The 16744-nt window shown below is 64.3% G+C and carries 12 protein-coding genes; 4 read left to right on the forward strand and 8 right to left on the reverse strand.

The features are described from left to right. Positions 1–409 precede the first annotated feature (409 nt). From ROSERS_RS16720 to ROSERS_RS16730, 3 genes are all read left to right on the forward strand, one after another. Entirely contained in the window at positions 410–886 is a 477-nt protein-coding gene (locus ROSERS_RS16720; RefSeq protein WP_011957952.1) for a CvpA family protein, read from the forward strand. Between the two features lie 273 nt (positions 887–1159). Further along, positions 1160–1555 (forward strand): ribosome silencing factor, encoded by a 396-nt coding sequence (gene rsfS / locus ROSERS_RS16725; RefSeq protein ID WP_232282642.1) that lies wholly within the window; start codon positions 1160–1162, stop codon positions 1553–1555. 14 nt (positions 1556–1569) lie between these two features. Continuing rightward, on the forward strand, positions 1570–1758 hold the full coding sequence (locus ROSERS_RS16730) for a hypothetical protein (RefSeq protein WP_011957954.1): 189 nt from the start codon (positions 1570–1572) through the stop codon (positions 1756–1758). A gap of 504 nt (positions 1759–2262) precedes the next feature. Here ROSERS_RS16730 and sucD read toward each other — a convergent pair. Both sucD and ROSERS_RS16740 read right to left on the reverse strand, forming a co-directional pair. After that, positions 2263–3135 (reverse strand): succinate--CoA ligase subunit alpha, encoded by an 873-nt coding sequence (gene sucD, locus ROSERS_RS16735; RefSeq protein ID WP_011957955.1) that lies wholly within the window; start codon positions 3133–3135, stop codon positions 2263–2265. A gap of 76 nt (positions 3136–3211) precedes the next feature. Beyond that, positions 3212–3946: a YggS family pyridoxal phosphate-dependent enzyme gene (locus ROSERS_RS16740; protein WP_011957956.1), complete on the reverse strand. Its 735-nt coding sequence runs from the start codon at positions 3944–3946 to the stop codon at positions 3212–3214. Between the two features lie 60 nt (positions 3947–4006). Between ROSERS_RS16740 and ROSERS_RS16745 the strand changes: the two genes are divergently transcribed. Continuing rightward, positions 4007–4513, forward strand: a complete 507-nt coding sequence (locus ROSERS_RS16745) for a low molecular weight protein-tyrosine-phosphatase (protein ID WP_011957957.1) — start codon at positions 4007–4009, stop codon at positions 4511–4513. Positions 4514–4530: 17 nt separating this feature from the next. Here ROSERS_RS16745 and ROSERS_RS26925 read toward each other — a convergent pair whose 3' ends face one another. The 6 genes from ROSERS_RS26925 to ROSERS_RS16775 form a co-directional block, all read right to left on the reverse strand. Next, the gene (locus tag ROSERS_RS26925; RefSeq protein ID WP_011957958.1) at positions 4531–9009 is read right to left on the reverse strand and encodes an ATP-binding protein; all 4479 of its coding nucleotides are present in this window, start codon (positions 9007–9009) and stop codon (positions 4531–4533) included. Positions 9010–10146: 1137 nt separating this feature from the next. Beyond that, positions 10147–11520 (reverse strand): caspase family protein, encoded by a 1374-nt coding sequence (locus ROSERS_RS16755; RefSeq protein ID WP_011957959.1) that lies wholly within the window; start codon positions 11518–11520, stop codon positions 10147–10149. A gap of 232 nt (positions 11521–11752) precedes the next feature. Continuing rightward, a complete protein-coding gene (locus ROSERS_RS16760) occupies positions 11753–12715 on the reverse strand; it encodes an IS110 family transposase (protein ID WP_011957960.1) in 963 nt (320 codons plus the stop codon). A gap of 581 nt (positions 12716–13296) precedes the next feature. After that, the gene (gene bchZ / locus ROSERS_RS16765; RefSeq protein ID WP_011957961.1) at positions 13297–14778 is read right to left on the reverse strand and encodes a chlorophyllide a reductase subunit Z; all 1482 of its coding nucleotides are present in this window, start codon (positions 14776–14778) and stop codon (positions 13297–13299) included. Between the two features lie 5 nt (positions 14779–14783). Further along, on the reverse strand, positions 14784–16052 hold the full coding sequence (gene bchY, locus ROSERS_RS16770) for a chlorophyllide a reductase subunit Y (RefSeq protein ID WP_011957962.1): 1269 nt from the start codon (positions 16050–16052) through the stop codon (positions 14784–14786). A 457-nt stretch (positions 16053–16509) separates the two neighbouring features. Next, positions 16510–16701 (reverse strand): hypothetical protein, encoded by a 192-nt coding sequence (locus tag ROSERS_RS16775; RefSeq protein WP_011957963.1) that lies wholly within the window; start codon positions 16699–16701, stop codon positions 16510–16512. Between the last annotated feature and the right edge of the window lie 43 nt (positions 16702–16744).

Here is a 16744-nt window from a genome sequence, read left to right on the forward strand (position 1 = left end):
GACCGAAATGATGAAGATTGAGAAATAAATCCGCTATCCCGCGCTAGCCGTGGGGCTGATGGAGATTGAAAATTAAATCCGCTATACTGCGCTAGCCGTGGGGCTGAAGCCCTCGGCTAACCAGGGCAAAGCCCGCCTGCGCGGGCTATGGCGGATTATTTCTTCAAAGACCATAAGCCCTCGGCTATCCAGGGCAAAGCCCGCCTGCGCGGGCTATGGCGGATTATTTCTTCAAAGACCATAAGCCCTCGGCTATCTAAGGCAAAGCCCGCCTGCGCGGGCTATACCGGATTATTTATTCAAAGACCATAATTTCGGTCTACATTCCGCTGGCAGCGCGCGCCTCACGCGACACGGCGGATAGGAAAATGGTCAATGTAGCCGAGAACTGCTATAAGTTTCATCGACGATGAACCTTCTCGACATCCTGATCGGCATCATCCTGGCGCTGGCAGGCATCGCTGGCTACTACTGGGGTCTCGTGCGGCAAATCCTGGCGCTCGCCGGTCTCGCGGCGGGTCTGGCGGTCGCCGGCCGGTACGGTTCAGATGCAGCCGACGCGCTGATGTCGTTCACCGCCAGTCGCGCCGTGGCTGAGGTGGGCGGCGCACTCACGCTGCTGGCGCTGGTGAGCGGCAGCGCCAGTCTGCTCGCCTCGCTGCTCCAGCTGTACGTGGGACTGATCGTTTTCGGCAACCTCGACCATGGGCTGGGTGCGGCGCTGGGAATCGTGCATGCCGCGCTGCTGATCACGGCGCTGGGGCAGGTCATCCGGGCGTATCCGCTGGAGCCGTGGACGACGATGGTGCGCGACTCAACGCTGGCATCGCTGTTGATGCAGACTGCGGGGGTCGTGACCGGATCGCTGTTGCGTCTTGCGTCATAGGGAGCGGAGGAAGACCTTTGCCCCCTCATCCCCCAACCCCCTTCTCCCACAAGGGGAGAAGGGGGAGGTTGGGCATTCTGATGGCTGAAACGGTAGATGGCGCGCAGGGGCTTGCCAAAAATCCCTGTGGGCATCCCCCCTGATCCTGCTCCCACGAAGGGAAGAAGGGGGAGAGAGGAGCGCTCGATGCCCCATGTGAGCAACGACTCAACGTCATCACGTTGCAGGCGTGCCGCGATTCTGGTAGAATCAGACGAGAAGATATATCGGGAGATGTCGCACAACTCTGAAATGAAGGAGGGCGCTCTGATCCAGGAACAGGCTGTACAGGCGACAGAAATCGCGCGACGGGCAGTGACGCTCGCCGAAGACAAACAGGCCAGCAATATCGTCCTGCTCGATTTGCGACGGTTGAACAGCGTTGCGGATTACTTCGTCATCTGCACCGGCGGGAGCGAACGCCAGCTCAAGGCGATCACCGAAGCCATCGATGAGGGACTCGCCCGCGAGTACGATATCCAGCCGCGCATCGAGGGAACAGCCGACACTGGCTGGGTGCTGCTCGACTATGGCGATGTGGTCGTTCACATTTTTTCTGTCGAACTGCGCGACCGTTACCGGCTTGAACGGCTGTGGAGCAAAGCGACCCCGGTCGTCGTCATGCAATAGGAATGACATATACTATGAATGCCAGTAAGCGCACGCACTATGTCATCTTTGGTCTCGGCGCAGCCGTTGGCAGCGCGGTTGGCCTTGTGCTTGGCTCGATCCTGACCTACTGGCTCGGTGAGGGGACGGTGCGCCTTGTTCAGCGCGTCTTCCGTCGCTTTACGGGCGGTGACCAGCCTAACTTTGAGATGTTGTTGCAGTAGCGAGGGCGCCTTCAATCCCCACTGGGCTTGCACTGCATAGATTCAGATTTTGCCGCAAAAACGTACTGCATTCTGGTATTCTTTTGCCCCTCATCCCCCCGACCCCCTTCTCCCACAAGAGGAGAAGGGGGAGTTTGGGCGTCCTGATGGCTGAAACCCCCGACCCCGCGCTGGATCGGCGCACCAACGTTGAGGGAGAAGGGGAAGTTTGGGCGTTCTGATGGCTAAAAGGGGAGATGACACACAGAGGCTTGCCAGAAAACCCACCCCTGTGAGGATCACCATTCCCCTGCTTTGAAACTAACCACGGATTAGCACGGATGATGGTTAAGAAATCCGTGCCGATCCGTTATGTCTGTGCCGATCCGTGTTCTATTCGATTCGCCGTGGGGCTGAACCCCTCGGCTATGCAGGGCGAGGCCCGCCTGTGCGTCACGCGAACTCCAACGGTGACCCTCTCGCCTATCGGCTATCGCCTATCGGCTATCAGCTATCGCCTCTCGCTTACAGGACCTCTCGGACCAGTTGAGCAATATCGGTCGGCAGGCGCGCCACGCGCACACCCACTGCTTCGAGCGCTGCGATCTTCTCCTGGGCGGTGCCTTCGCCGCCGGTAATGATCGCGCCTGCGTGCCCCATCCGTTTGCCCGGCGGCGCCGTTTGCCCGGCGATGAAACTGACGACCGGCTTCGTGACGTGCGCCGCGATATACTTCGCGGCATCGATCTCCGCCGCCCCGCCGATTTCGCCGATCAGCACAATTGCAGCCGTCTCAGGATCAGCCTGGAACATCTCCAGCACATCGACAAAGGAGGTGCCGATGATCGGGTCGCCGCCGATCCCGACAATCGTCGTCTGCCCCAGACCGATCCGCGTCAACGCATCGACCGCCTCGTAGGTGAGTGTGCCGCTCTTCGACACCACCCCGACCGGACCGGGAGTGGCGATGTTGCCCGGAATGATCCCCACCTTCGCCTGACCAGGGGTCAGCAACCCGGGGCAGTTCGGTCCGATCAGGCGCGCGCCATGTTCACGAATGAAGGCGTAGGTCGCCACCATGTCGTTCGCCGGAATGCCTTCGGTAATGCAGACGATCAACGGGATGCCAGCCGCCGCCGCCTCACGCATCGCATCCGGCGCAAAGGCTGCCGGGACGTAAATGACCGAAACATTCGCACCGGTTTGTTTGACGGCTTCCGCCACCGTGTTGAACACCGGCACCCTGCCGTCGATCGCGGTCTGCCCACCGCGACCCGGCGTGACACCTGCAACCACGTTCGTGCCATAAGCAATCATCTGGCGCGTATGGAACTCACCCTCGCGCCCGGTGATCCCCTGCACGAGCAAACGGGTGTTTTTATCGACCAGAATGCTCACCTGCCGCCTCCTTACCCTCTATTGATCCCGCGCTGTGCGTGCGATGGTAGCACATTCTCGCCCGAATGACAAATCCTTACCGCTCGCCGAAGATCGCCCGCCCGATCCGCACGATAGTCGCCCCTTCTTCAATGGCGACTTCAAAGTCGTCAGTCATACCCATCGACAGATCACGCCATGGTGCGATTGGAAATCGCTGCGCCAGCGCGTCACGCAGGCGCCGCGTCGCGCGGAACACGGGGCGCGCTGCTTCCGGGTCGGGCGCCCATGGCGCAATCGTCATCAACCCGCGCACGTCCAGGTGCGGCAGCGCCAGTATCTGCTCGACATCGGCGCAAAAACGCTCATACACATCGGGCTGCGTTTCCCAACCATACAGATCGAAACCGGACTTCGTCGCCTCACCAGAGACATTCACCTGCAAGAGGATGGGCAAACGTCTCCCCGGATCACGACGCACCTCAGCAGCGTAGCGGTTGATAGCCTGCGCCAACCGCAGACTATCGACCGAATGGACCATATCGAACAACGTGGCGGCTTTTTTTGCCTTGTTCGTTTGCAGATGCCCGATCAGGTGCCAGGTCAAACGATAGCGTTCCGCCTCCAGCGCAGTCATTTTGGCTTCCGCCTCCTGCACCCGGTTTTCGCCAATCTCGCACAGACCCGCATCCAGCGCCGTGCGGATCGCCTCCACCGGCTGCGCCTTCGTCACCCCCACCAGGCGAATCGTCGCAGGATCGCGGTGTGCGCGCTGCGCTGCGGCGGCGATTCGCTCGCGCACGATCCTCAGTCGGTCAATGAACGTCTCCATGAATTATGGTATACTCTCGGTTCAAGAGCACGATGTTCTGGACGCCATGATACACCAGGAATGCAGGTGAGCAGCGCCAACAACAGGATCATTGCTGTGCTCTTCGTCTGCACGGGGAATATCTGTCGTTCCCCCATGGCGGAGGGCATCTTCCGGCATTATGTCGAGCAGGCCGGGTTGAGCGGGCGGATCAAAACCGACTCTGCCGGAATCGGCGCGTGGAACATTGGCGACCCGCCGCATCCGGGGGTCACCGCGCTGCTTGCCGAACGCGGCATCCGCTGCAACCATCGCGCGCGCATGATCCAGGCGGACGATTTCGCGCGTTTCGACTACATCGTTGCGGCCGAGCGCGCCCATCTCGACGCACTGCGCCGCATGGTCGGCAGTTCGCTGGTGCGCCTCAGCCTGCTGCTCGATTATGCGCCCGATCTCGGTCTCCGCGATATTCCCGACCCGTACTATAACGGGCGCTTCCGCGACGTCCACGATATGATCGACCGCGCCTGCCGCGGCCTGCTCACCCACATCATCACCGCCGAGCGCCTGGAGATCACCCGCCCATAGCGCGCCCGCACCCCTGATCACGGCCAGCACCGCCCAGTCTCGCTGATCGCCGTCGCCAGCGCCGCTAACATTGTGGATTGCCGTCGCCGCTCAGCCAGCGCCGCCAGCCACGGCTGTAGCGCTCGCAGATCACCGAGCAACGCCGGGCGCCCCCGTTGCGCAAGGGTGCGCAGCGTTGGCACAAACTGTTCATCGAGCGCAGGGGTTGCTGCCAGGTGGGGGGCGAGCGCGGCCAGCGCTCTGGGGCGAGAAAAATCCCACTCAATCGCCCGTGCGGCGGCGAGGGCGTCGGCGAACAGGTGCGTGGGCAGGTGGGGGGCGAGCGCGGCCAGCGCCTCAGATCGCCAGTACTTGTCGGCAATTGTCCGAGCGGCGGCGAGGGCCTCGGCGAACAGGTGCGTGGGCAGGTGGGGGGCGAGCGCGGCCAGCGCCTCAGATCGCCAGTACTCGTCGGCAATTGTCCGAGCGGCGGCGAGGGCCTCGGCGTAGACGGCGGGCTGCTGCCCGGCGGGCAGGTGGGGGGCGAGCGCGGCCAGCGCCTCAGATCGCCGGTACTCGCTGTCAATTGTCCGAGCGGCGGCGAGGGCCTCGGCGTAGACGGCGGGCTGCTGCCCGGCGGGCAGGTGGGGGGCGAGCGCGGCCAGCGCTGCGACCTGGTCATCGGCATCGCGGATTGTCCGAGCGGCGGCGAGGGCCTCGGCGAGCAGGTGCGGGGGCAGGTGGGGGGCGAGCGCGGCCAGCGCCCGAGATCGCCAGTGCTCGTCGGCAATTGTCCGAGCGGCGGCGAGGGCCTCGGCGTAGACGGCGGGCTGCTGCCCGGCGGGCAGGTGGGGGGCGAGCGCGGCCAGCGCTGCGACCTGGTCATCGGCATCGCGGATTGTCCGAGCGGCGGCGAGGGCCTCGGCGAGCAGGTGCGGGGGCAGGTGGGGGGCGAGCGCGGCCAGCGCCTCAGATCGCCGGTACTCGCTGTCAATTGTCCGAGCGGCGGCGAGGGCCTCGGCGAACAGGTGCGGGGGCAGGTGGGGGGCGAGCGCGGCCAGCGCCTCAGATCGCCAGTACTCGTCGGCAATTGTCCGAGCGGCGGCGAGGGCCTCGGCGAACAGGTGCGGGGGCAGGTGGGGGGCGAGCGCGGCCAGCGCCTCAGATCGCCAGTACTCGTCGGCAATTGTCCGAGCGGCGGCGAGGGCGTCGGCGTAGACGGCGGGCTGCTGCTCGGCGGGCAGGTGGGGGGCGAGCGCGGCCAGCGCCTCAGATCGCCAGTTCTTGTCGGCAATTGTCCGAGCGGCGGCGAGGGCCTCGGCGAACAGGTGCGGGGGCAGGTGGGGGGCGAGCGCGGCCAGCGCTGCGACCTGGTCATCGGCATCGCGGATTGTCCAAGCGGCGGCGAGGGCCTCGGCGAACAGGTGCGGGGGCAGGTGGGGGGCGAGCGCGGCCAGCGCCCGAGATCGCCGGTACTCGCTGTCAATTGTCCGAGCGGCGGCGAGGGCCTCGGCGAACAGGTGCGGGGGCAGGTGGGGGGCGAGCGCGGCCAGCGCTGCGACCTGGTCATCGGCATCGCGGATTGTCCAAGCGGCGGCGAGGGCCTCGGCGTAGACGGCGGGCTGCTGCCCGGCGGGCAGGTGGGAGGCGAGCGCGGCCAGCGCTCTGGCGCGGTTACTATCCGACCTAATCGCCCGAGCGGCGGCGAGGGCCTCGGCGAACAGGTGCGTGGGCAGGTGGGGGGCGAGCGCGGCCAGCGCCCGAGATCGCCGGTCCTCGTCGGCAATTGTCCGAGCGGCGGCGAGGGCGTCGGCGTAGACGGCGGGCTGCTGCTCGGCGGGCAAGTGGGGGGCGAGCGCGGCCAGCGCTCTGGCGCGGTTCCTATCCCACCTAATCGCCCGTGCGGCGGCGAGGGCCTCGGCGTAGACGGCGGGCTGCTGCTCGGCGGGCAGGTGGGGGGCGAGCGCGGCCAGCGCCCGAGATCGCCAGTCCTCGTTGGCAATTGTCCGAGCGGCGGCGAGGGCCTCGGCGAACAGGTGCGTGGGCAGGTGGGGGGCGAGCGCGGCCAGCGCCTCAGATCGCCGGTACTCTCTGTCAATTGTGTCAATTGTCCGAGCGGCGGCGAGGGCCTCGGCGAACAGGTGCGGGGGCAGGTGGGGGGCGAGCGCGGCCAGCGCTGCGACCTGGTCATCGGCATCGCGGATTGTCCAAGCGGCGGCGAGGGCCTCGGCGAGCAGGTGCGGGGGCAGGTGGGGGGCGAGCGCGGCCAGCGCCCGAGATAGCCAGTCCTCTAGCCATTCCTCGTTGTCAATTGTCAGAGCGGCGTCGAGGGCCGCGGCGTAGACGGCGGGCTGCTGCTCGGCGGGCAGGTGGGGGGCGAGCGCGGTCAGCGCCTCAGATCGCCAGTACTCGCTGTCAATTGTCCAAGCGGCGGCGAGGGCCTCGGCGTAGACGGCGGGCTGCTGCTCGGCGGGCAGGTGGGGGGCGAGCGCGGCCAGCGCCTCATATCGCCGGTACTCGCTGTCAATTGTCCGAGCGGCGGCGAGGGCCTCGGCGAGCAGGTGCGGGGGCAGGTGGGGGGCGAGCGCGGCCAGCGCCCGAGATCGCCAGTCCTCGTTGTCAATTGTCCGAGCGGCGGCGAGGGCCTCGGCGAGCAGGTGCGGGGGCAGGTGGGGGGCGAGCGCGGCCAGCGCCCGAGATCGCCAGTCCTCGTTGTCAATTGTCCGAGCGGCGGCGAGGGCCTCGGCGAGCAGGTGCGGGGGCAGGTGGGGGGCGAGCGCCGCCAGCGCTGTGGCCCGCGCCTCCTTATCCGCAATCGCCAGCGCCACCTCAAGCGCCCGCGCCCAGGGCAAAGCGATACCCGCCACCAGCAGCGCCTGTAGACTATTAGCCTGGCGCTCGCTGTCAGGCATCAGCGCAATATGCTCCAGCGCCGCGGCTGCGCTCCATGTGCCCGCCGGCGTGCCGACCTGCACCAGCCCGACCAGTAATGTCGGACTCAGGTTCCCGCTCTGGCCGCGCAGGCTGGCTGCAATCAGCGCGCAGCGCAGCGCCAGCCCCAGATCGCCCTGCTGCTCGGCCCGCGTCCAGAGCCGCTCCAGGTCGCCCAGATAGCCGCTGTTGCTGCCCTCGGCGGCATAGCGCGCCGTCTGCCAGGGTTGTTCAACGCCACTCCCGTCCCTCGTCGGCACGATCGCACTGACCACCTCACGGATCCGCTCCCATTCGCCCACCTCGGCGCAGTGCAGCAGCCAGAAGCGGCGCAGGTATTCGGAAAGCGGCTGATGACGGTCGGCCCACCAGGCTTTGCCGTAGTCTACCAGCCGTCGGTGCAACCGTTCACGCTCTGTGGGCGGGTAAATCTGTTCAAGGAAGACTTCGCGCAGGCGCTGGTGGCTGAAGACGTAGCTGTGCTCGCCGACGGTGATGATGAAGCGGGCAACCTCATCGCTATGCACGGCATCAACTATCACACTCTGGTCGCTAAACACCGTCGGCGCCAGTGCTGATAGATCGTCGCTGGTCAGCGGTCCATACGCGACGGCGCAGAGCGCCAGTAGCTCGCGGATTGCGGCACTCTCCTGGCGTTTTTTGCGCAGGGTTTCGACCCAGTCGCGGAGAAAGGCTTCCAGACCGGGCGGGCGTCGGCTCAGGTCGATCGGAGACAGAGTATTCCCAAGCAGGGCTTTGATCAGCAGGTTGCAGGTCAGTGGGTCGCCCTCACTGACGCGCTCGAACTGAGCAACGAATGCGGGATCGTCAGCCAGGGCGGCCAGGCGCTCGTCCTGCGCTTTGAGCAGCGCAATCAGCGCGGCGCGATCAAGACCCGTGAGATGGAAGTGCGCCACCTGTCCGGCGTCCCAGTTGAGGTGCGCTGTCCATTCGGTATGCCCCATATCGGCCCGCTGCCGGGCGGCAACGACGATCTTCAAGCCGACCTGGGGCGGGACGGCGCAGAGGGGACCGACCTGCCAGCCGACCGCTTCATCAATCCCGTCGAGCACCAGCAGCAATCGAGAACCGTCCGGCAGGGGGCGGCGCAGGTAATCGATCACCAGCGCCCGCAGGCCCGCCGGTGATTGCTCATACTGTCGGAACTGTTCGAGATCGTGGTGGAACTCGGCCAGACTGTGCGCCAGCATGCGCAACGCCACCTGTTCACCGGCTGTCTGGTAGCGGATACTGACCGGCACGAAGATGATCTGCCAGCGATTGTCGGTGCGCTGCTGGACCCGTCTGATCCAGTGGACAAGCAGCGCCGTTTTGCCCAGGCCCGTCGGAGCAACGAGCAGCCCGAAGGGATGGCGCTCATCGGCGAGGAAGGCGTCGAGCCGGTTCAGTTCCGCATCGCGCCCGCCAAAAATTGCAGTGTAGGCTTCGATGAGCGGCTGCACCAGCGCCCGCAGATCGACCGGCAGCGGGCGGAGAATGGCCTGGTAGACGGCCCTCGCTCCGTGGCCAATGGCAATCGCCTGCCCCGTCACATCGCCGGTAGAGATCGAATCTCCCACCTCCATCGCCCTCCCTCTGCTCGCGTTATGGTCTTTGAAGAAATATAGCAGTTCTCATAGAGGTTGAACCTCCTCGGACGACCGCAGCACGTGCGGGCTCAAGCCCTCCCTGAGAGCATGGAAGCCCCTGCGGGGCTGGCGTTTCAGGTATCCTTGCCATATGCGGGAGAACCTGGGTTGATCCAGCCCGCAGGGCGTGCCCGACCTTAGCCAGGGATTATGGTCTTTAAGTAATGACTCCGCTCTAGCCCGCGCAGGCGGGCTTTGCATTCCATAGCCGAGGGCTTCAGCCCCACGGCAAGGGCGCATACCGGATTTATTTCTCAATCTCCATAAGCCCTCCCTGAGAGCATGGAAGCCCCTGCGGGGCTGGCGTTTCAGGTATCCTTGCCATATGCGGGAGAACCTGGGTTGATCCAGCCCGCAGGGCTTGCCCGACCTTAGCCGGGGATTATGGTCTTTAAGTAATGACTCCGCTCTAGCCCGCGCAGGCGGGCTTTGCATTCCATAGCCGAGGGCTTCAGCCCCACGGCAAGGGCGCATACCGGATTTATTTCTCAATCTCCATAAGCCCTCCCTGAGCGCATGGAAGCCCCTGCGGGGCTGGCGTTTCAGGTATCCTTGCCATACGCGAGAGGACTGGGGGAGGTTGGCGCAGCGCGTCAATCGCAGCCTGCGATCCTTGCCATACGCGAGAGGACTGGGGTTGATCCAGCCCGCAGGGCTTGCCCGACCTCAGCCAGGGATTATGGTCTTTGAGTAATGACTCCGCTCTAGCCCGCGCAGGCGGGCTTTGCCCTGACTAGCCGAGGGCTTCAGCCCCACGGCTAGCGCGGCAGAGTGGAAGTATTTCTCAATCTCCATCAGCCCGCCGCAGGCGTCCGACGATGGATCGCTCCAGAAATCCAGGCAAGGGGTCAACGTATCTGAGAACTGCCATAATTCCGCTCTCGCTCACGGCGATGACCGAAATGAATTTAGATCTACACTCCGCCGGAAGCGGGCGTCTCGCGCGACAGGGCAGACCCGGACGATCAATGTATCCGAGAACTGCTGTAGATTCTCAATCTTCACAACCCGCAGTCTCCTCATGCGGGCGGGGACGCCCGCGCACCCAGGATGTCAATCATTCTGCACATCTGCTCAATTTCCATCACGCTGCACCTGGAGCGCTGCCCGTACTGCCGCTGCACAAATAGACTGTGTTTGCAGGATCGTCACCACCGGCGCAAAGATGTCGGGCGCTGTGGTAGCCAGCGCACGCAGCAACCGGATCAGGCGCTGCTCGTTGGCCTGAGCGCCCTGAGCCACCTCATCGGCGATCCATCTGACCGTCGCCAGCAATTCATCCTTCGTCACTATCGGATCGTCAGGTCGCTGCCGAATTGCAGCCTCAACCGGTGCGAAGAGCGCGGCTACCGACCGGGCCGCAGGCGGCGCCCCCTGCACATGTGCCTGCGCCCCGCGCCCAATCGCAATCCCGCTGCCGCTGATGTCGCCGGTGCGGATGATGTCACCCTGCGCGACGGTGTTGCCGTCGCCGGTGATGATCGTGCTGTTGCTGACCGAACCGGCAACGTTCACCGCCCGCTCGCCGGTGATCTGCTGGAATGCCCAACGGCTGCGCGATGGCTCAACCGTGCGCATCGCCGTCTCCGGCGGCGGCGCGTGGTCGGTGGGGAAATCGCCGGGCTGCGTTGCGCCGCGGAAGAGGGCCACGGCAAACGGACCCACCCCCTTCAGTACCGTCAACTCCGGCTCCTGGGGACCGTGTTGCTGCCGCAAGGCTGGCGGCACCCGCTGCTCCACCGCCTCGCGCACCGCGAAATAGAGGTGGGTGTAGAGGTCGAAGGCGCTGATGAACCCGGCGCGCCCGCTCACCCCCTGCCCGCGCAGCCCATCGGTGAGCGCCTGGGCGAAGATCGTCAGGGGACCGGGACCGATATACGCGACCTGCTGCTCGCGGCAGGCGGTGATGATGATCCGCCCGCTGCCGGTGGCAAGCAGGGCGTCGGTCGTTTGCTGCGGGAAGGGCTGCCCGACAACTGCCGGTTGACCGGCGCCGAGGGTCGGCGAGAGTTCACCGGCGTGACAGGCGTTGATCAGCACCAGCACCCGTTGAGCCGGAATTGCCCGCAGCGCGGTGATCAGGTCAGTCTGACTGACGGCGGCGCCGGTGACAACCTTACCGCCGGTATCGAAGCGGGTGTCGTGGGTGGTGAGCGCATAGACGCCATCGGCGCTGTACTCACCGTGACCGCTGTAGAAGAGCAGAATCGTATCGGCGGGCGTGGTGCGCTGCGCGAGGGTGCGCAGCGCTGCCAGCACCCCGTCGCGGGTTGCGCCCTCATTGGCGAGGAGGGTCACATTGGCGTCGGGGTAGCCGCACAAACGCGGGTCGCGTAGCGCCGTCGCCACCGCCTCAGCATCGGCGGCAGTGATCGGAACGTTGAGGTGCGGCGCGAAGCGGTAGCTGCCAACCCCGATGATGAGAGCATATCCACGTGTAAACGCCATAGGTTGGAGCAGAGTGACGTATCAGTATTGTGGAAAGTATAGCATATGCGAGGTGGTCAGGGGGGCGTCTCGCTTAAGAAACTCAACCACGGATTGACACGGATGGGACGGATGCACACGGATTTCAAATTAAAAAATCCGTTCTATCCGTGCTCATCCGTATTCTAATCTCCGCGTACTCCGCGTCTCCGCGTGCATCAAACCGGCTCACGCGGAGTAACTGTGTTGCTTGTCAAGGGGCGCTCGTATGCACAGCCGGATCCCAGGGCTTTTGCTGACGCAATATTGCGCCGAGAATAGTCAGCAGCTTGCGCATCGCAGCGACGATGGCGACCTTGCGCGGCTTGCCAGCTTGACACAGGCGCTGATAGAAGGCGCGCCTGACCAGACGGCGCCGCGTGGCCGCCAGGGTCGCCATGTACAACACGCTGCGCACATCCCTCCTGCCGCCGGAGATATGCCGGGGTTTGTGCTGTGCGCCGCTCTGATTGGCATACGGCGCAACGCCCACAACGGCCGCCGCTTCCGTGCGCTTGATGGTCCCCAGTTCGGGCAGGCGGAGCAGCAGGTTCAGTGCGGTGATCGCGCCGATGCCGGGCACGCTGTCGCGCAGCTCCCGTTTCCGGCGCACCTCGTCGGTGCGCTCCGCCTCGTTGTCGCGTTCCTGCTCAAGCGCACGGATCTCCTGATCCAGCCAATCAATATGCTTCTGGATGCCCGGGCGGAGGTTCGGCGCGGCAGCCGTCAACCGATTGATCTCAGCCGTCCGCATCTGAATCAACTGCTCCCGCCGGACCAGCAGGTCGCGCAAGGATGCGCGCTGCTCGTCCGTCGCTTGGTGGTGCGGCGGGCGCACCCGTTCGGCAAAGCGGGCGAGCAACCGGGCATCCAGGCGGTCGGTCTTCGCCTGGCGTCCTTCCGCGTGCGCCAGGGCGCGCACGCGGCGTGGCTGCACCCGCGCCGTCGGCAAGCCAGCCTGGAGCAGTTGGGCGAACACCATGCGCTCCAGCCCGCCGGTCGCCTCCAGCACAATCAGGGTCGGCTGCAGGCGCTGGAGTCGCGTGACCAGGAGCTGGACACCTTCGTCGGTAGACGGTATCGTCTCGCGTGGCGCGTGCGGGTCGGCGCCAAACGCCACATCCAGCGTCTGTTTGGAGACATCAATGCCGATAAAGAGCGACTCACGGGAAGCCATACACAGAACCTCCTGAGGAAAACGGCGCCAGCCTTGCTAGCATATGCGGGTTTGAGGGCCCAGATAACTGTTCGGCTTGGTCGCGTTGAAGGACACGGCTACCCAACACTCCGCGGCGATCTCGTGAACCTGGCGCAGAACGGTATACCGTGTCCCGTTAGATTATACTAGGCGCGAAGGCGCGGAGAGCGGGAGCGCAGTGCTTATAAGGTCTGTTGGACAGGGCTGCACCCGTCGCCGGAAGCAGGCGCCTCGCGCGACACGGCGGATAGGAACAATGGTCAATGTATCAGAGAAATGCTATAAACGCTCAATCTTCATCAGCCTGCAGTCTCTGCATGCGGGCGTGGACGCCCGCGCACCCAGGACGGCATGCGGGCATAGACGCCCGCGCACCCAGGACGGCATGCGGGCGTGGACGCCTGCGCACCCAGGACGCACGTGGTTCAATTATTCTGCACATCGCTATAAAAAATCCGTGTCGATCCGTTATATCCGTGCCCATCCGTGTTCTATTCCGATCCGTGCCGATCCGTTACATCCGTGTTCATCCGTGTTCTATTCCGATCCATGTGCTATCCCTACATCCCGGCGTTCGCCAGCGCCTCGCGCACCAGGTCGGGCGTGATCTCCTTGAGCGCACGTTCGCGCGCCAGCGTCTCGACCTGCATCTGCATCTGGCGGCTGGCGGAGATGCGCGGAATATAGGGGAGTTTCTCCAGCGCTTCGTCAAGCACTGCTTTCGCTTCGAGCGACCAGGGCAGGTTCCCCGGCGCCGACTCGATCTTCGGCGGGCCGCCGCGCATCATGCTGTACGCCTGATCAACCGGCAGGAAGTTGAACAACGTGTCGTACAACCCGTTGACAATTTCCTGCACCACATACACTGCCCCACGGTACCCCATGAACGGCGTCCCGACCGCGCGCCGCACGGTTGGACCGGGAAACGACGCCATGAAGAAGCGCGCAAATTTCGCTCCCGCTTCGGAGAGGTAGATCTTTTCGTTGATTGAGCCGAAGACAAACGCTGGCGCGCGCCGGTGCAACATCTGCCGGATCTGATCGTTGTCCGGGTCGTCGGGTCGGCGTGGACGGGCAGACACAAATGCAATCTTCATGCCCAACTCATCCCCCAGGTAGCGCGCCAGACCTTCGGCATACGACCGTCCTGCAACGATGCCGACATCGGTAGTGCCGAACCAGTCCCCCTGCGGTCCGCGCCACAGGTCCCACACGGCGCGCAGGGTGGTTCGTTTCTCGGCGGCGATGAACGCCTCCGCCTGGTCCGTCGTGCCGAGCAACCGCCCCAGTTCGCGCACAAATCCGGTCGTTTCACGCAAGCCGAAGGGCGCGTAGAGCGTCGGTTGACCGAGCATGCCCGCCAGACCGGCGCCGAACTCGCGGTACATAACCACATTCACCTGCGCCGCCGCCAGGCGCGGCGTGTCTGCCAGCGTCGCTTCCATCGGGTAGACCAGATTGATCCGCCCGCCGGCGCCGGTGATCAGACGTTTGACTTCTTCCAGGTCTGATGGTGAGTTGAAGCAACCGTAGGTGGGACCGATGATATTGACCGTTCCCGGCGCCGGTTGCACATTGGCGGCGTGTGGCGCGCCAAACTGCTCCCACAACCAGCGGAGCACCCGGTCGCGCCCGGACCATTCATCTTCCGAGAGCGAATTGCTCCAGTAAAAGCGCGTTCCCTCGCCAAGCGTCGTCACCACCGACGATAGATCAGCGCCGATCATCTCGCTCTCGGCGGTCGAGATCACGATCAGTTGTTTGCCGTCGAGCGCACCGCTGGCGCGCAGGTTTTCATACGTCCAGCGAACCTTGTCGCTGGTACCCTTTCCGCCGACTTCCTGCTCGGTGATCGTCGCCGGAGTCATGTTCTCGATATGCGGAACCGCATCGGTGTAATCGGGCACGGCGGTCGCCACCAGGTTGAAGCACCCGACCGGCGCATCGGCGATCACGTGGACATCCGGCATGGTGCACATCGTCCACACTGCTGCCCAATACCCTGACGTATCGGAAAGATCGCGAATCAGTGAAGGAGGCATCTGGGTCACTCCGCAAAAAAGGCAAGCATCTCACGATAGCGACTGCTGCGCTCCAGCGTTTCCGCCACGAAACCGATAGTCGCCGCCATGCCGCCGCTCAGGAAGAAGGGGCGCGACGCAAGTTGGTTGGTGAAATACATCGCCGGAATGCCTCGCTCCTTCGCTGCTGCTGCAAACGGCGTCGTGCCGAGCACAAAGTCGGGCGCGTAGCGATCAAGCGCCGCCATATCCTCTTCCAGCGCCTTCCGATAGACAACCTCCTGCGTTCCGCGCGCTTTCAGCCACAACTCATCGGGCAGCGCCAGCGGGTCGGCGCCGATCGAAGTCGAGACATACGGCACTTCGGCGCCTGCCTCGACCAGCAGACGCGCATACGCCAGTTCGGTACCCTCATAGCCGGTCACCAGCACCCGCGCTCCCTTGAGCGACTTCGCCGCCAGCACTGCTTCGGCTTTAGCGCGCTCCTCCTGCGCAACCTGATCGACCAGCGTCGGATCAAGGTCCAGGAGCGCACCAATTGACTTGATCCAGGCATACGTGCCGCTGATGCCCACCGGCGCGCCGCCTGCCACCGATGCGCCCCATTCACGGTAGAGGCGTGTCACTCCTTTGTAGAACGGGTGCAGCGGCGCCAGCGCCGCAGCGCGACCGGCGCGCCGCAGATCGTCTATCGAGCGCCCCGGCAGCGCAACCGTCGTCTCAACCCCCATCCGCCGCAGGATGGCGTCAATCGCCAGTTGATCGGCGGGGAACACCTCACCGACCACCACAACCGTGCGATCCTCGCGCGGTCCTTCGCGGTCGCCCAGTCGGCGCAGCAGCGCTTCCAGCGCCACATCTTTTGCTTCTGGATGCGAATGAATGGCATAGGCGGGCACCCGCACCAGCACCACGTCCGCCTCGCCAACCCTGCGCGGCAGCAATTCCTCCGGCATACCCGCCGTTTCCGCAACGCACAGCGACACAACCGGCACAAGACGGCACCCCGGCTCACGCGCCGCCGCCTCGATTGCCGCGCGCGTTCCTTCGACAATCTCGCCGGAGTACAACTCGGCGCTTCCCAGCGTCGGCGCCAGGATCGACTTGCGCGCACCGTAGAAATGGGTGACGAATGTCAAACCGTACAGGCATCCGGTATCGGTCGCCATCACCGGGTGCGACCCCTCGATCCGACTCAGGATGCGCAACGATCCAAACGCCGGGCACATCGACTGCGGGTGCAGTTTGCACGTGTGCCCCTGCGGTTGCTCAGCGCTCAGCGCGATTGGCTCCATGGAACGCACCTTTCAGATAGCAGATGGGAGAACAGGAGAGGTGATAACATTCACAAATATGACGACATACTCTTTACTACAATGGCAACGGAAAGGTGCACGCTGAGGCATGCCTTTCCGTGAGAACCACAGAACTACGCCACCTGAACGTTTTTATAAACTCCGCTCGCGTCCCGGAAGAGCAGACGCTTCCGGGTTCTTCGTGTCCTGATTCCCGGTTTCGGGCGCTCAGGTTCCGCTTTCCGACACCGAACATCCAGCGCCCGATGACTGCTTTCCGGTCCCTGGTTCTCAGTTCTCAGTTCCCGGTTCTCAGTTTCCGGTTCCTGATTCTCAGTTCTCAGTCCCCGGTTCCCAATCCCCGGTTCTGGGTTCTTAGTTCTCAGTTCTTAGTTCTTAGTTCTCAGTTCCTGGTTCTCAGTTCCTGGTTCTCGGTTCTTGGTTCCTGGTTCTCAGCTCACTGCTGCTCCGGCTCATTCGCTTTTGCCGGATCGAGCCGCAGGTAGGCTGATGTCGCCTGCTTGTCGGTGAAGCGCGCCGCAATGATGAAACCGAGAATCACCGCCGCCAGCGGACCGAAGCAGATCAGATACCCCGTCCATTCGGGCCAGGGCGACGGGGCTGCTTGAAGAAGAATCAGGAAATCCATAGCACCTCTCCTTGCCTGTCAGATGATGACCTGGACACAACGA

Origin of the sequence: Roseiflexus sp. RS-1, assembly GCF_000016665.1 — a bacterium.
Lineage (GTDB): Bacteria > Chloroflexota > Chloroflexia > Chloroflexales > Roseiflexaceae > Roseiflexus.

What these genes read in the sequence shown, in the direction of transcription:
- ROSERS_RS16720 (WP_011957952.1), top strand. Translation starts at nt 410, where the DNA reads ATGAACCTTCTCGACATCCTGATCGGCATCATCCTGGCGCTGGCAGGC.
- rsfS (WP_232282642.1), top strand. Translation starts at nt 1,160, where the DNA reads ATGTCGCACAACTCTGAAATGAAGGAGGGCGCTCTGATCCAGGAACAG.
- ROSERS_RS16730 (WP_011957954.1), top strand. Translation starts at nt 1,570, where the DNA reads ATGAATGCCAGTAAGCGCACGCACTATGTCATCTTTGGTCTCGGCGCA.
- ROSERS_RS16740 (WP_011957956.1), bottom strand. Translation starts at nt 3,946, where the DNA reads ATGGAGACGTTCATTGACCGACTGAGGATCGTGCGCGAGCGAATCGCC.
- ROSERS_RS16745 (WP_011957957.1), top strand. Translation starts at nt 4,007, where the DNA reads ATGCAGGTGAGCAGCGCCAACAACAGGATCATTGCTGTGCTCTTCGTC.
- ROSERS_RS26925 (WP_011957958.1), bottom strand. Translation starts at nt 9,009, where the DNA reads ATGGAGGTGGGAGATTCGATCTCTACCGGCGATGTGACGGGGCAGGCG.
- ROSERS_RS16755 (WP_011957959.1), bottom strand. Translation starts at nt 11,520, where the DNA reads ATGGCGTTTACACGTGGATATGCTCTCATCATCGGGGTTGGCAGCTAC.
- ROSERS_RS16760 (WP_011957960.1), bottom strand. Translation starts at nt 12,715, where the DNA reads ATGGCTTCCCGTGAGTCGCTCTTTATCGGCATTGATGTCTCCAAACAG.
- bchZ (WP_011957961.1), bottom strand. Translation starts at nt 14,778, where the DNA reads ATGCCTCCTTCACTGATTCGCGATCTTTCCGATACGTCAGGGTATTGG.
- bchY (WP_011957962.1), bottom strand. Translation starts at nt 16,052, where the DNA reads ATGGAGCCAATCGCGCTGAGCGCTGAGCAACCGCAGGGGCACACGTGC.
- ROSERS_RS16775 (WP_011957963.1), bottom strand. Translation starts at nt 16,701, where the DNA reads ATGGATTTCCTGATTCTTCTTCAAGCAGCCCCGTCGCCCTGGCCCGAA.